Origin of the sequence: Pseudomonas sp. GM102 (assembly GCF_000282555.1) — a bacterium.
GTDB lineage: Bacteria > Pseudomonadota > Gammaproteobacteria > Pseudomonadales > Pseudomonadaceae > Aquipseudomonas.
Genome location: NZ_AKJB01000024.1, coordinates 18,200 through 32,610 on the forward strand (window position 1 = coordinate 18,200; position 14,411 = coordinate 32,610).

The 14,411-nt window shown below is 60.6% G+C and carries 10 protein-coding genes; 6 read left to right on the forward strand and 4 right to left on the reverse strand.

Annotated features, from left to right (window positions below):
• Positions 1-31: 31 nt before the first annotated feature.
• Positions 32-376: a YggL family protein gene (locus PMI18_RS22960; RefSeq protein WP_007896965.1), complete on the reverse strand. Its 345-nt coding sequence runs from the start codon at positions 374-376 to the stop codon at positions 32-34.
• 233 nt (positions 377-609) lie between these two features.
• Here PMI18_RS22960 and dacB point away from each other — a divergent pair, with 233 nt between their 5' ends.
• Positions 610-2,070: a D-alanyl-D-alanine carboxypeptidase/D-alanyl-D-alanine endopeptidase gene (gene dacB, locus PMI18_RS22955; protein WP_007896967.1), complete on the forward strand. Its 1,461-nt coding sequence runs from the start codon at positions 610-612 to the stop codon at positions 2,068-2,070.
• Positions 2,071-2,238: 168 nt separating this feature from the next.
• Here the strand turns inward: dacB and PMI18_RS22950 are convergent, their stop codons facing one another.
• Both PMI18_RS22950 and rlmKL read right to left on the reverse strand, forming a co-directional pair.
• The gene (locus PMI18_RS22950; protein WP_007896968.1) at positions 2,239-4,629 is read right to left on the reverse strand and encodes a sensor domain-containing diguanylate cyclase; all 2,391 of its coding nucleotides are present in this window, start codon (positions 4,627-4,629) and stop codon (positions 2,239-2,241) included.
• A 141-nt stretch (positions 4,630-4,770) separates the two neighbouring features.
• Positions 4,771-7,041: a bifunctional 23S rRNA (guanine(2069)-N(7))-methyltransferase RlmK/23S rRNA (guanine(2445)-N(2))-methyltransferase RlmL gene (gene rlmKL, locus PMI18_RS22945; RefSeq protein WP_007896969.1), complete on the reverse strand. Its 2,271-nt coding sequence runs from the start codon at positions 7,039-7,041 to the stop codon at positions 4,771-4,773.
• Positions 7,042-7,571: 530 nt separating this feature from the next.
• On the opposite strand from rlmKL, the gene rmf reads away from it, so the two are divergent.
• On the forward strand, positions 7,572-7,787 hold the full coding sequence (gene rmf, locus PMI18_RS30090; protein ID WP_003223300.1) for a ribosome modulation factor: 216 nt from the start codon (positions 7,572-7,574) through the stop codon (positions 7,785-7,787).
• Between the two features lie 302 nt (positions 7,788-8,089).
• Here rmf and PMI18_RS22940 read toward each other — a convergent pair whose 3' ends face one another.
• Positions 8,090-9,109, reverse strand: coding sequence for a quinone-dependent dihydroorotate dehydrogenase (locus PMI18_RS22940; protein ID WP_007896974.1), 1,020 nt, complete (start codon positions 9,107-9,109; stop codon positions 8,090-8,092).
• 230 nt (positions 9,110-9,339) lie between these two features.
• Here PMI18_RS22940 and PMI18_RS22935 point away from each other — a divergent pair, with 230 nt between their 5' ends.
• The 4 genes from PMI18_RS22935 (at position 9,340) to PMI18_RS22920 (ending at position 14,391) form a co-directional block, all read left to right on the forward strand.
• On the forward strand, positions 9,340-10,551 hold the full coding sequence (locus PMI18_RS22935; protein ID WP_007896976.1) for a CmpA/NrtA family ABC transporter substrate-binding protein: 1,212 nt from the start codon (positions 9,340-9,342) through the stop codon (positions 10,549-10,551).
• A 15-nt stretch (positions 10,552-10,566) separates the two neighbouring features.
• Positions 10,567-11,142 carry an ANTAR domain-containing response regulator gene (locus PMI18_RS22930; protein ID WP_007896978.1) on the forward strand — a complete coding sequence of 192 codons (576 nt, stop codon included), beginning with the start codon at positions 10,567-10,569 and terminating at the stop codon, positions 11,140-11,142.
• Positions 11,143-11,501: 359 nt separating this feature from the next.
• Complete coding sequence (locus PMI18_RS22925) at positions 11,502-12,713, forward strand: nitrate/nitrite transporter (protein WP_007896979.1); 1,212 nt, start codon at positions 11,502-11,504, stop codon at positions 12,711-12,713.
• Positions 12,714-12,720: 7 nt separating this feature from the next.
• Positions 12,721-14,391 carry a bifunctional protein-serine/threonine kinase/phosphatase gene (locus tag PMI18_RS22920; protein WP_007896981.1) on the forward strand — a complete coding sequence of 557 codons (1,671 nt, stop codon included), beginning with the start codon at positions 12,721-12,723 and terminating at the stop codon, positions 14,389-14,391.
• Positions 14,392-14,411: the final 20 nt, after the last annotated feature.

Below are 14,411 nucleotides of genomic sequence, written 5' to 3' on the forward strand. Positions count from 1 at the left end.
GGCGACCCTTGGGTCGCCGTTTTTTAGAACATCAAGCTACCGGATTGATCGGCTTTTCCGGGTACCAGACGTCGATCAGCGGGCTGACAGTTGCTTCGGTCAGTTCGCTGCGGCCTTTGAGCCAGGCTTCAACAGCGGCACGCTGCTCTTCGGAGACCGAGCCACGCTTCTGCAGGCAAACCAGACCGAAGTCGTCGCCGCCAACATAGCCCAGACCGTTGGCTTCCATGGCTTCTTTCAGGAACGCGTCGAGGAAAGCATCAATGGCTTCATCAGCCAAATCTTCTTTGAAATCCAGGTTCAGTTCGAAACCCAGCTCTTGAAATTCATCGACGCACAGTTTTTTGCGCAGACGCTGGGAACGGTTAGTCGCCATTGGAACAATCCTCATAAGTAATAACGGGCCGCACTTTAGCAGTTTAAGGCACCGATTGCCCGTCTCAGAACGGCGCTACACCTACCGCCGGTAAAAAAATAGCGGATTAGACGACCGGAGTACGGCACAAGCCGTTACACCTTGGGGCATAATGCCGACACTTTCATGACCGCTGAGGGAATTTATCTTCATGCCCTCGTCTTTTTCCCCTCGGCTGTAGGGTTTTATTTCAAATGATCAAATCTTTGCGTCCATTGCTGCTTGCCAGCCTTCTTCTGCCCCTGGCCCTTCCCGTTTCCGCCGCTTCGATCAACACCGCCCTGTCGCCCAACGTCGAAAAGGCCCTCAAGGCCAGTAAGTTGCAAGACAGTGCCCTGTCGCTGGTGATGATCCCGCTCAACGGCCCCGGCACCCCAACCATTCATAACGCTGATGTTTCAGTTAACCCTGCCTCGACCATGAAGCTGGTGACCACGTATGCCGCGCTGGAAATGCTCGGCCCGAACCATCAGTGGAAAACCGAGTTCTACACCGACGGCACCCTCAGCGGTGGCATTCTCAACGGCAACCTCTACCTCAAGGGTGGCGGCGATCCGAAGCTGAACATGGAAAAACTCTGGTTGCTGATGCGCGACTTGCGCGCCAACGGCGTGACCCAGGTGACCGGCGACCTGGTGCTGGACCGTGGCTTCTTCGTGCAACCGCAACTGCCTGAATTCAACGACGACGGCAACGACGAGAACAAACCGTTCCTGGTCAAGCCCGACGCGCTGCTGGTCAACCTCAAGGCCCTGCGCTTCGTGGCTCGCAACGACTCGGGCAAGGTCCTGGTGTCGGTCGAGCCGCCGATTGCCAGCATCCGCATCGACAATCAGGTCAAGGCGCTCAACTCCAAGCAATGCACCGGTGGCGTGCGTTACAACCCGGTGCCCCAGGCTGATGGCAGCGTCACCGTGACCGTCGGCGGCCAGTTGGGCGAAGGCTGCAGCTCCCAGACCTACCTGTCGCTGCTCGACCATGCAACCTACACCGCTGGCGCCGTGCGGGCGATCTGGAAGGAGCTGGGCGGCAGCATCCAGGGCCAGGATCGTCTGGCAGCGACGCCGAGCAACGCCAAGGTACTGGCCCGGGCCTACTCGCCAGACCTGGCGGAGATCATTCGCGACATCAACAAATACAGTAATAACACTATGGCTCAGCAGTTGTTCCTGAGCCTGGGCCAGAAGTTCCGCACTGACGCCGACGGTGATGATGCCAAGGCAGCCCAGCGCGTGGTGCGTCAGTGGCTGGCGAGAAAAGGCATCACTGCGCCACACCTGGTGATGGAGAACGGCTCCGGCCTGTCCCGTGCCGAGCGCGTGAGTGCCCGTGAAATGGCCGCGATGCTGCAAGCCGCCTGGCGCAGCCCGTATTCCGCCGAGTTCATCAGCTCGATGCCAATTGCCGGCACCGACGGCACCATGCGCAAACGCCTGAAGACCACCGCGATGCGCGGCGAAGCCCACGTCAAGACCGGCACCCTTAACACCGTACGCGCCATTTCCGGCTACAGCCGCGACATCAATGGCAATACCTGGGCGGTGGTGGCGATCCTCAACGACAAGGCACCGTTTGGCGCCTCCTCGGTGCTGGATCAGGTGCTGCTGGATCTGTACCGACAGCCGAAACTGCCGGAAACGGCTTCGGTGTTGTAACCCCCAATCCGATCGTTCCCACGCTCTGCGTGGGAATGCAGCCGGTGACGCTCTGCGTCACTGCCAAAGCGGACGCGGAGCGTCCATTGAGGCATTCCCACGCACAGCGTGGGAACGATCACACAGCCCCCTCGCCACAATTCGCTCCCACAGGGTCCGCATGCTGTCCTAGCTCATCTGCCCCTCAACCCGATCCCTTCCCGCCTGCTTCGCCGCATACACCCCTGAGTCCGCCCGCAACAGCAGCGCATCCGCGCCCTCTCCGGCCCGCCAACTGGCAATCCCGAAACTCGCGGTGACGATCCCGACCTCGTCGATCGGCGCACTGCGCAACCCTTGCCACAACTCCACAGCCAGCACATGAGCCTGTTCGCCGTCGATATCCGGACAGAGCACCATGAACTCTTCGCCACCCAGGCGACAGAACACATCGGTGCGCCGCAGGCGACCGCCAATGCGCTCGCACACGGCCTGCAATACCCGATCACCCACGGCATGACCGTGCTGATCGTTGATGCGTTTGAAGTGATCGATGTCGAGCATGATCACCGATAACTCGCCACCGCCGCGCTCGACCCGGGCCATTTCGGTGGTCAGGCGCTCCTGGAAATAGCGACGGTTATGGATTCCGGTCAGGGAGTCGGTCACCGACAGTGCGCGCAATTCCTCTTCCACCCGCTTGAGGTCGGAGATGTCCGAAATGTAGCCATGCCACAGCACACCCCCACCAGGCAGTTCCTCCGGCGTCGCTTCGCCCCGGACCCAGCGCAGACCACGCTCGGGCAATTGCACGCGGTACTCTTCACGCCAGGGGCTGAGGGTGTCCGCCGACGCCAGGATCGAAGCGCGGACCCGGCGTGTGTCCTGAGGATGAATCCGTGCGAACACCGCTTCAGCGTTGAGCAACAGTACCTCCGGCTCGAGTTCGTAGATATCGCGCATACCGTCGCTGGCGTAGATCACGCTGAAGCGCCCATCGAATTCCATCTTGAACTGGTAAATTCCGCCGGGCACATGGGCGCTGAGTTTCTTCAACAATAGGTCCCGTGCCGCCAGAGCCTCGTGGACGCGCTTGCGTTCGGTGATATCGATACAGATCGCCAGGTGACCGACCCACAAACCTTGCTCGTCGAGAACCGGGGCCGCCAGCATGTTCACCGTCAAGTGACTGCCGTCATGACGGACCAGTGTCCACTCTCGCGCTTCGTGACCGCCCTCTTCCCCGCCTTCAACCAACATCGCCTGACACGTCGGAATCGGCTTGCCATAGCGCAAGCTCAACTCCGCCGAGCGCGCCTCGAGTTCCCGGGGCAGGTGCAGGTTCTCCAGGGTCATGTGGCCCACGGCCTGCGCACTCGAGTAACCGAGCATTTGCTCTGCACCGGCATTGAAGGTGCTGATGATCCCGCGCAGGTCGGTGGCGATGATCGCCACCTGAGTCGCGGCATCCAGCACACCGCGCAACTGGCCATGCGTGCCGCGTAACTCCTGCTCACGGTCGTGAAGCTCCTGGGTCCGTTGTTCGACCATTCTCAGCGCTCGTTGGCGCTGGCTGACCAACACATAGAGAAACACACTGAGCAACAGGCTGAGCAAACCGCCGAGCACCACCAGACTGGCCACCGAGGAATGGTTGGTTTTCAGGAACGCGGCGCTGGGGCGCATATCCACTTGATAATCGTGGTCGGCCAGACGCAACAATCGCGTGGAGGACAAGTCACTGGCCCCTGCCGTGTTGGTCGACTCGTACAATACTTCGCGCTGATCCGCGGTGGACAAATCGAGGATACGCACCGAAAGAGAGTCATGATTCCCTTCCGGCAGTCCGTCCGCCAGCAGCTGACGCATACTGATCACCGCCATGACATAACCAGCGGACACCGCACTCGGAGTGTTCTGACGAGTGACCGGCGCCACCAGCAAGACACCCCGCGAATAGGTGGGCTCGACGCCTACCAGATGCAACGGTTGCGACACGGCCATGCGGCCATTGCGATCGGCCCGCTCCAGCGTGGAACGGCGCAGGGGCTGAGCCAGCAGGTCGTAACCCAGCGGTGCGGGGAGTCGGCTCTGGGTTTGGATGTAGAACACCGGTACGTACTCGTCGCGCTCGCCGGCCGGTTGCAACTGACCATCGGTGTTGAGTTCGCGAAAGGTGAAATCGCTCAAGCCTTCTTCACGCACCGCGCGTTCAAGCAGGGGTCGTTCGGCGCGGGAAACCCGGGGAGCCCAGGAATAGGCCTGGGTGCGATGCAAAAGAGGTTTGGCGTAACCGTCGAATTCCTCGCGGGCCACCGACTCGGAATTGACAAAGAACCGGCGCAGGCCGTCGAGGCGCTGCTCCTGATCTTCGAAACGCTCTTCGATACGGCTGTAACGTTCACTGGCGAGCAGCTGGAAACGTTGCCGCAATTGCTGATGAAACTGATTGAACGTCGCCCAGGCCAGCAATCCCGTGAGAATCCCGCCGACGAGCAATGCCAACAGTGCGACCAGCCAGGCCGAAACATCTTCGCGGATAAAACCCAGGATCTTGGGGCGCACGGCGTGCAACGACATAGAGGCAACTCAGAACGCCAGGTGCCGGAAAAGCCCTTTGGCCACTGTTGAGTTATAGCTATTAGCCACTAATTTGACCAGCACTGAAAGAACCCAAGAGCCTTTAAAAATCAAGGCTCTGGATCCAATCAGGCTCAAGTGTCAGCGTGCAGTGATCTTCCAGGCACGATGGATCTTGCCATTACGAGCGAAATCCGGATCGATGGTCTGGGCGGTGATTTCTTCAACGGCATAACGCTCGGTGAGGTTTTCCTCGAGCTGGAACTTGCGGAAGTTGTTGGAGAAATACAACACCCCGCCCGGCGCCAGACGAGCCATCGCCAAGTCGATCAACTGCACCTGATCACGCTGCACGTCGAAGATCCCTTCCATGCGCTTGGAGTTGGAGAAGGTCGGCGGGTCGATGAAGATCAGGTCGTACTCATCACGGCAGGCATCGAGCCAGACCATCACATCGCCCTGCTCCAGACGGTTCTTGTCGGAAAAACCGTTCAGCGACAGGTTGCGACGCGCCCAATCCAGATAGGTTTTCGACAGGTCGACGCTGGTGGTGCTGCGCGCACCGCCCTTGGCTGCATGAACGCTGGCGGTCGCGGTGTAGCAATACAGGTTGAGGAAGCGCTTGCCGGCCGCCTCTTTCTGGATTCGCATGCGCATCGGCCGGTGGTCGAGGAACAGCCCGGTGTCGAGGTAGTCGGTGAGGTTCACCAGCAGCTTCACGCCGCCTTCGTTGACCTCATTGAACTTGCCCTGCGCGCTCTGGCGTTCGTACTGCTTGGTGCCACTCTGACGCTCGCGACGTTTGACCACCACGCGGTTCTTGTCGATGTTCAACGCTTGCGGGATCGCCGCCAGGGCATCGAACATCCGTGCCGAGGCTTTTTCCGGATCGATGGATTTCGGTGCGGCGTATTCCTGAACGTGGACCCAGTCGTGATACAGGTCGATGGCCATGGAATATTCCGGCATGTCGGCATCGTAGACGCGGTAGCAGTCGATGCCTTCACGCTTGACCCACTTGCCCAGCACCTTGAGGTTCTTTTGCAGACGGTTGGCAAACATCTGCCCGCCTTCGCTCAAGCGCGGTTGCTCGATCACCACCGGTGCCGGTTTGATCGGGTTGCCGTTCTTGTTGTACTTCTCGTACTTGCTCGGCGCTTCGATGTTCGACGGTGCGTCGGACTCGGCCTGTTCGCGCTCGATCTGGCGCTGTTCCGGAGTACGACGCTCGCCGGTGACGAACTGGTCCGGCGTGACCTTGATCAGCAGCAATTTGCACGGCAAGGCGCCGTTCCAGAACGAATACTGTTTGTGGCTGCGGATGCCCATGCGCTTGCCCAGGTCCGGGGCGCCGGTGAACACCGCCGCTTCCCAGTTCAAGCACGCCTGACGCAGACGTTCGCCGAGGTTCTGGTAGAGGTAGAGCAGGCTCGCCTCATCGCCCAGACGCTCGCCGTACGGAGGGTTGCAGATCACCAGGCCTTTCTGGTTCTGGTCCGGGCGCGGCTCGAACGTCGCGACTTCGCCCTGGTAGATCTTGATCCACTCGCTCAGGCCGGCACGTTCGACGTTATTGCGGCCCGGTTGAATCAGGCGCGGGTCAGCTTCGTAACCGCGAATCCACAGCGGTGGCTTGGCCAGGCCAGCTGCGGCGCGTTCGGTGGCTTCTTCGTGGAGCTTTTTCCACAGCGCCGGCACGTGACCAAGCCAGGCGGTGAAGCCCCACTGCTCACGACGCAGGTTCGGCGCCATGTCGGCGGCGATCATCGCGGCTTCGACCAGGAACGTACCGACACCGCACATCGGGTCAGCCAGTGCGCCGCCATCGGCGGCAATCCGTGGCCAGCCGGAACGGATCAGAATCGCCGCCGCGAGGTTTTCCTTCAGCGGCGCCGCGCCCTGCTGCAAGCGATAACCACGCTGGTGCAAGCTGTGACCGGACAGGTCGAGGGACAAAATCGCTTCGCCACGGTCCAGGCGCAGGTGAATGCGCAGGTCCGGGTTGAGCTTGTCGATGGACGGACGATCGCCTTGGGGGGTGCGCAGTTTATCGACGATCGCATCCTTGACCTTCAAGGCGCCGAAGTGGGTGTTATCAATGCCCGAACCGTGACCGCTGAATTCGACGGCCAGGGTGCCGTCATTGAGCATGTGGTCTTGCCACTCGATATCCAGCACGCCGTGGTAGAGGTCTTCGGCGTCCTTCATCGGGAAGCGCTTGAGCACCAGCAGCACGCGGTTCGCCAGACGCGACCACAGGCACAGGCGATAGGCGGTTTCCATGGTGGCCATGCCGCGCACAGCCGAGGTGTGCTCACGTGCTTCCTCAAGGCCAAGCCCGACGGCTTCCTCGATGAGCAGGCCTTCAAGGCCTTTGGGGCAAGTGAGGAAGAGTTCGAAACGATCGGACATGGTAATTCCAGAGCCTTTAGCTAAGTGAACCGGCAACGCATTGCCGATCCGGTTTTCAATCAGGCGTTTTTCTAACAGAACGCCCGCGTGGCACGAAGGTGTGCCGTCCCACCCTGACTGCTCGGGTTAAAAGAGCTTAGATGCCAGGGCAGATAAAAAAGTTGATGCAACAAAATGTCATAAGTCGACCCTTCGTCGAATAGTCCCCAAGTGAACGGGTGTCATTCTCGTTAAAGGCCTCAACCCGCTCATCCCGCGCAGGGCCGATCATACCGGGCTTTGGTCAATGAACACGGGACAAATATCGTGTTACTTATGGCCATAGCATCTTTATGGTTACGTTCTTATGACAAAACGATCATTCCCTCGGTGTGACGCATTGGTTAGAACTCAACTCAGGTTGACGTCGCAACGGCGTCAACACCTTGGCTCGCGACGCCGGCAGCGAGCCACCAACGGCAGAATTTTTCTGCCTGACCTCGATTGAGGTCGACGCGATACATACAGTCAACAAGTGAGGGCAACACCCTATGAGAAGACTTAAGCGTGATCCGTTGGAAAGAGCATTTTTGCGCGGATATCAATATGGCGTTGGTGGTAAATCCCGTGAGCTTTGCCCTTTTACTCTACCGTCGGTACGCCAAGCCTGGATCAATGGCTGGCGAGAAGGACGCGGCGACAACTGGGACGGTATGACCGGCACTGCGGGAATCCACAGACTCAACGAACTTCACGCCGTCGGCTAATACAGGGCACACACTCCGACACGACAATCTGATTACGCAACGACTTAACCACGCACGTCCCATCCGGACGGCGGGCTTCGGCCCAGGGGCTCCTTCGAGGAGCCCTTTTTTATGCCCGTATATCCGTTACAAGAGCGCTTTTGTGGCGAGGGAGCTTGCTCCCGCTCGGCTGCGAAGCAGTCGTAAACCCTGCAACTGTGTTTTACCTGACACACCTGATTGACTGGTTTTGGGGCCGCTTCGCAGCCCAGCGGGAGCAAGCTCCCTCGCCACAGTTAATCCTCATCGCCGCAGATGAATCTTCAGCGCAGGGCCGCTATGGCATCCACCGATTCACGAATCAGCGCCGGGCCTTTATAGATAAAGCCAGAGTAAATCTGCACCAAACTCGCACCCGCGGCGATTTTCTCAGCCGCGTGCTTGCCTTCGGTGATACCGCCCACGGCAATGATCGGCAAGCGACCGGCCAGTTCCGCCGCCAGCACCTTCACAGTGTGAGTGCTCTTGTCGCGAACCGGTGCGCCAGACAACCCGCCCGCCTCGTCACCATGTTCCATGCCTTCGACGCCAACGCGGCTCAGGGTGGTGTTGGTGGCGATCACCGCATCCATCCCGGTTTCGATCAACGCCTGGGCGACTTGAGCGGTTTCTTCGTCACTCATGTCCGGCGCGATCTTGATCGCCAGCGGCACATGCTTGCCATGGCGCAAGGCCAGTTCCGCCCGGCGGGTGGCCAGGTCGGCGAGCAATTGCTTGAGCGAATCACCGAATTGCAGGCTGCGCAGGCCCGGGGTGTTCGGCGAGCTGACGTTGACCGTCACATAGCTGGCGTGGGCATAGACCTTTTCCAGGCAGATCAGGTAGTCATCGACCGCACGCTCAACCGGCGTATCGAAATTTTTTCCGATGTTGATGCCCAGCACGCCCTTGTACTTGGCCGCCGCCACGCGAGCGAGCAAATGATCGACGCCGAGGTTATTGAAACCCATGCGGTTGATGATCGCCTCGGCGTCCGGCAAGCGGAAAATCCGGGGTTTCGGGTTGCCCGGTTGCGGTCGCGGCGTAATGGTGCCGATTTCGACAAAACCGAAACCCAATTGGGCAAAACCATCGATCGCCGCACCGTTCTTGTCCAGACCGGCCGCCAAACCCACCGGGTTCGGGAACTCCAGGCCCATGACCGTTACCGGCAGTTTCGCCGGTGCCTTGCACAGCAAACCGTTAAGGCCCAAACGCCCGCCCGCGCCGATCAGGTCCAGGGACAGATCGTGGGAGGTTTCCGGGGAAAGTTTGAACAGCAGCTGACGGGCCAGGGTGTACATGGGCAGGCTTGACTCGGTTGGCGATGAGAGGCGGCGATTATAGCCGTGCATCGGGTCCACAGGCGAGGCGCGCAACAAAATCAGCCGGCGATGGCATATGCCTTGCACCAATTACAGGCATCAGCACTCATGCCAACGGCGGGATGAGTGGAAGGACAATGGCGTCGTCACCCGGCTTTGCCCACGCAAGGGCCTTGGGACGACGCTTTTTTTTGGAAGGTGCGAAATCGATGAACGAACCATCAGCCGGCCCTCTGGCCTGGGTCAACGGCAGCGATGCCCCGGAAAAGACTGAAATCAACCTCGGCTTCATGGCCCTGAGCGACTGCGCTTCAGTGGTAGTCGCCGCCACTCAGGGCTTTGCCCAACCTTATGGCCTGACTCTGAACCTCAAGCGCCAGTCATCCTGGGCCAACCTGCGGGACAAACTGGTCAGCGGCGAACTCGACGCCGCCCACAGCCTGTACGGCCTGATCTATGCCGTGCACCTGGGCATCGGCGGCGTAGCCTCCACCGACATGGCCGTGCTCATGGGCCTGAACCAGAACGGCCAGAGCATCAACCTCTCCCACGGCTTGCAGGCCCTGGGTGTGACCAGTCCTGAAGCACTCGATCGTCACGTGCACCAAAGTCGCCCAAAACTGACCTTCGCCCAGACATTTCCTACGGGCACCCACGCCATGTGGCTGTATTACTGGCTCGCGAGTCAGGGCATTCATCCGTTGCAGGATGTCGACAGCGTGGTGGTGCCGCCGCCACAAATGGTCGCGCACTTGCAAGCCGGGCGCATCGACGGTTTCTGCGTCGGCGAGCCGTGGGCGGCCAGTGCGGTGCAGCAGAATCTCGGGTTTACCATGGCCACCAGCCAGACCCTGTGGCCCGATCACCCGGAAAAAGTCCTCGGCTGCACCCGCGCCTTTGTCGAGCAATACCCCAACACCGCACGGGCATTGGTGATGGCAATCCTCGAAGCCAGCCGATTCATCGAAGCCAGCCACGAAAATCGCCACAGCACCGCGCAACTGTTGAGTGCGCCGGAATATCTGGATGCACCGCTCGATTGCATCGAACCACGCTTGCTCGGTGATTACGCCGACGGTCTGGGGAATCGCTGGCAAGACCCACACGCCATGCGTTTCCACGGTGGTGGCGAGGTCAATCTGCCGTATTTGTCCGACGGTATTTGGTTCATGACCCAGTTCCGGCGCTGGGGATTGTTGCGTGACGACCCGGATTACCTCGGCGTGGCCCGTCAGGTCCAGCAACTAGACTTATACCGTGAGGCCGCCACTGCTGTCGGTGTGCCTGCCCGGAGTCAGGAAATGCGCAGCAGTCAACTGATCGACGGCAAAGTCTGGGACGGCTCGGACCCGGCCGGCTATGCCCGCAGCTTCACGCTGCACGCCATGAGCGACAGCGCTCCCCTTCTCGCCAGCCGCTGACAGGAGCCTGCGAATATGTTGCGTATCCTGCTGATCAATGACACAGCGAAAAAAGTCGGGCGCCTGAAGGCGGCTCTGACCGAAGCCGGGTTCGAGGTCATCGACGAGTCCGGCCTGACCATAGACCTGCCCGCGCGCGTCGAAACGGTGCGTCCGGACGTGATTTTGATCGATACCGAGTCACCGAGCCGCGATGTGATGGAGCAAGTGGTGCTGGTGACCCGCGACCAACCACGGCCGATTGTGATGTTCACCGACGAGCACGACCCCGACGTGATGCGCCGGGCGATCAAGTCCGGCGTCAGTGCCTACATCGTCGAAGGCATTCACGCACAACGCCTGCAGCCGATTCTCGACGTGGCCATGGCGCGCTTTGAAAGCGACCAAGCCCTGCGCGCGCAACTGCACGCTCGCGACCAGCAACTGGCCGAGCGCAAACGCATCGAGCTGGCCAAGGGGCTGCTGATGAAGATGAAGGACTGCAACGAAGAACAGGCCTACACCCTGATGCGCCGCCAGGCCATGAGCCGCCAGCAGAAGCTGATACAGGTGGCGGAGCAGATTATTGCCATGAGTGAGTTGCTTGGCTGAGGCCTTGCGGAGCCTGTGCTGACGCCTTCGCGGGCAAGCCTCGCTCCTACAGGTTTTGTGTCGTTTACAACATCTGAACTCACCACAAAACCCGTAGGAGCGAGGCTTGCCCGCGAATGGCCACAACGCGATCTCACGTGTTGGCACAAATCTCGCTAAGTAAATCACTGCAAGGTAACCAACGGCGGTTGCCCCACCTACGACGAAGACGTCGCTCACCTCATTCGCCCCCTGGCGGATCGGGTAGCGGCGTTTTTCCGTTTTGGCCCCAGAGACCGGGGCCGGTGGTGCGGCCGTTGCGGCGCCCCACCTGCAAGCTCATGACTCCTTCTTGATACGCCTGACAGCTGAGGTGCGCGATGAATTCAAGCTTCTGGAAATCCGGCCATACCCCGACACTGTTCGCAGCCTTCCTCTATTTCGATCTGAGCTTCATGGTCTGGTACCTGCTCGGCCCTCTGGCGGTGCAGATCGCCGCTGATCTGCACCTGACCACCCAACAGCGCGGGCTGGTGGTGGCCACGCCAATTCTGGCAGGTGCCGTATTGCGCTTTGCGATGGGCCTGCTGGCTGATCGCCTGTCGCCAAAAACCGCCGGGATCATCGGCCAGGTGATCGTCATCTGCGCCCTGTTCGTCGCCTGGAAAGTCGGCATCCACAGTTACGAGCACGCACTGTTGCTGGGCCTGTTCCTCGGCATGGCCGGTGCGTCCTTCGCCGTCGCCCTGCCGTTGGCCTCGCAATGGTATCCGCCGCAACACCAAGGCAAAGCCATGGGCATCGCCGGTGCCGGTAACTCGGGCACCGTGCTGGCCGCCTTGATCGCCCCGGTGCTGGCTGCCGCATTTGGCTGGAGCAACGTGTTCGGCTTCGCCCTGATCCCGCTGGTCCTGACCCTGATCGTCTTCACCTGGCTGGCCAAAAATGCACCCGAGCGCCCGAAAGCCAAGTCCGTGTCTGACTATTTCAAGGCCCTGGGTGACCGCGACAGCTGGTGGTTCATGTTTTTCTACAGCGTGACCTTTGGCGGTTTCATCGGTCTGGCCAGCGCCCTGCCCGGTTACTTCAACGACCAATACGGCCTGAGCCCGGTGACTGCCGGCTACTACACTGCTGCTTGTGTGTTCGGTGGCAGCCTGATGCGTCCGTTGGGTGGCGCGCTGGCGGATCGCTTCGGCGGGATTCGCACTTTGCTTGCGATGTACACCGTGGCAGCGATCTGCATTGCAACGGTAGGTTTCAATCTGCCGAGTTCCTACGCCGCGTTGGCGCTTTTCGTCTGCACCATGCTCGGTTTGGGTGCAGGAAACGGTGCGGTATTCCAGTTGGTCCCACAGCGTTTTCGTCGGGAGATCGGTGTGATGACCGGCCTGATTGGCATGGCTGGCGGCATCGGTGGCTTCGCACTGGCGGCCGGCATGGGAGCGATCAAGCAAAGCACTGGCAGCTATCAACTGGCCTTGTGGTTGTTCGCCAGCCTCGGCGTACTTGCCTGGTTCGGTCTGCACGGTGTGAAACGTCGCTGGAGAACCACTTGGGGTTCGGCAGCCGTTACCGCAGCACGGGTGTGAGGACTGAATGAGCCTGCAACTGAGCTTCGCCGAACACAGCGCCATCGGCCCCCGCGAGGAGAACCAGGACGCTCTGCGCCTGGTCACTCCGGCCCCGGCGCTGGCGGCGAGCAAGGGTTACCTGTTCGCCATCGCCGACGGCGTCAGCCAATGTGCCGATGGCGGTCTCGCGGCCCGTTCGACCTTGCAGGCCTTGGCGCTGGACTACTACGCCACCCCGGAAACCTGGGGTGTCGCCCAGGCATTGGACCGTCTGCTACTGGCGCAAAATCGCTGGTTGCAGGCTAACGGCGGCGGGCAACCGCTGCTGACCACGGTCAGTGCCTTGGTGATGCGCGGCCGGCGTTTCACCCTGGCGCATGTCGGCGATTGCCGGGTTTATCGCTGGCACGCCGACACGCTGCAACGGGTGAGCGAGGATCACGTCTGGGACCAGCCGGGCATGCAGCATGTGCTCAAACGGGCCCTTGGGCTGGATCAACACCTGGTGCTGGACTTTCTCGATGGTGAACTGCGCCTGAACGAGAGTTTCGTGCTGCTCAGCGACGGCATCTGGGCCGTGCTGGGCGACACGGCCATTGCAGCGATTCTGCGCGATCAACCCGACCTGAACAGTGCCGCGCAGACCCTAGTCAACGCTGCGCACCTGGCCGGCAGTCAGGACAACGCCAGCGCCCTGTTGGTGCGGGTCGATGCCCTCGGTGAAACCAGCATTGGCGACGCGCTGATTCATCTGCAGCAATGGCCACTCCCGCCTGCGCTGAAACCGGGCCAGACGTTCGAAGGCTGGCAGGTCGAAGGGATCCTCGGCCAGAGCCAGCAATCGCTGCTCTACCGGGTGCGCGACGCACAACAACAGCCCTGGCTGCTGAAAACCTTGCCCGCTGCGCTCCGTGACGATCATCAGGCCGGGCAGGCATTGTTGTCGGAGGAATGGTTTCTCAAACGGGTGGCCGGGCGGCATTTTCCTGAAGTCCATGCCGCCAGTCAGCGTCAGCATTTGTACTACGTGATGCGGGAATACTCCGGGTCTACCTTGGCTGAGCTGCATGAGCGTGTCGCAACGCTGCCATTGGCTCAATGGCTGGACCTGGCCGAACGTCTGCTGCGGGCCATCGGCATCTTGCATCGACGGCAAATTCTGCATCGCGATATCAAACCGGAGAACCTGCTGCTGGGGGACGACGGTGAGCTGCGCTTGCTGGATTTTGGCCTCGCCTACTGCCCCGGTCTGTCCGAAGATCAAGCTTGCGCCCTGCCCGGAACGCCCAGCTATATCGCGCCGGAAGCCTTTCGAGGCGATCCTCCTACACCACAACAGGATTTGTATGCGGTCGGCGTGACCTTGTATTACCTGCTGACGGGGCATTATCCCTACGGCGAAATCGAAGCATTCCAGCGCCCTCGGTTTGGTGTGCCTGTCAGCGCCAGTCGCTACCGGCCCGACCTGCCGGAATGGATTGCGCAAAGTCTGGAGCGCGCAGTGGCGGCAGCTCCGGATCAGCGCTTTGAAACAGCGGAAGAATGGTTGTTGCTACTGGAACAGGGAGAACGCCGCAGTTTGAGCGTGCGCCCCAGACCGTTGCTGGAGCGCGAACCGCTGAAAGTCTGGCGGACGTTGGCGCTGGTGTCGTTGCTGGTGAATCTGGTGCTGCTGTTTTTGCTGTTTCATGGTTAAAAGATCAAAAGATCGCAGCC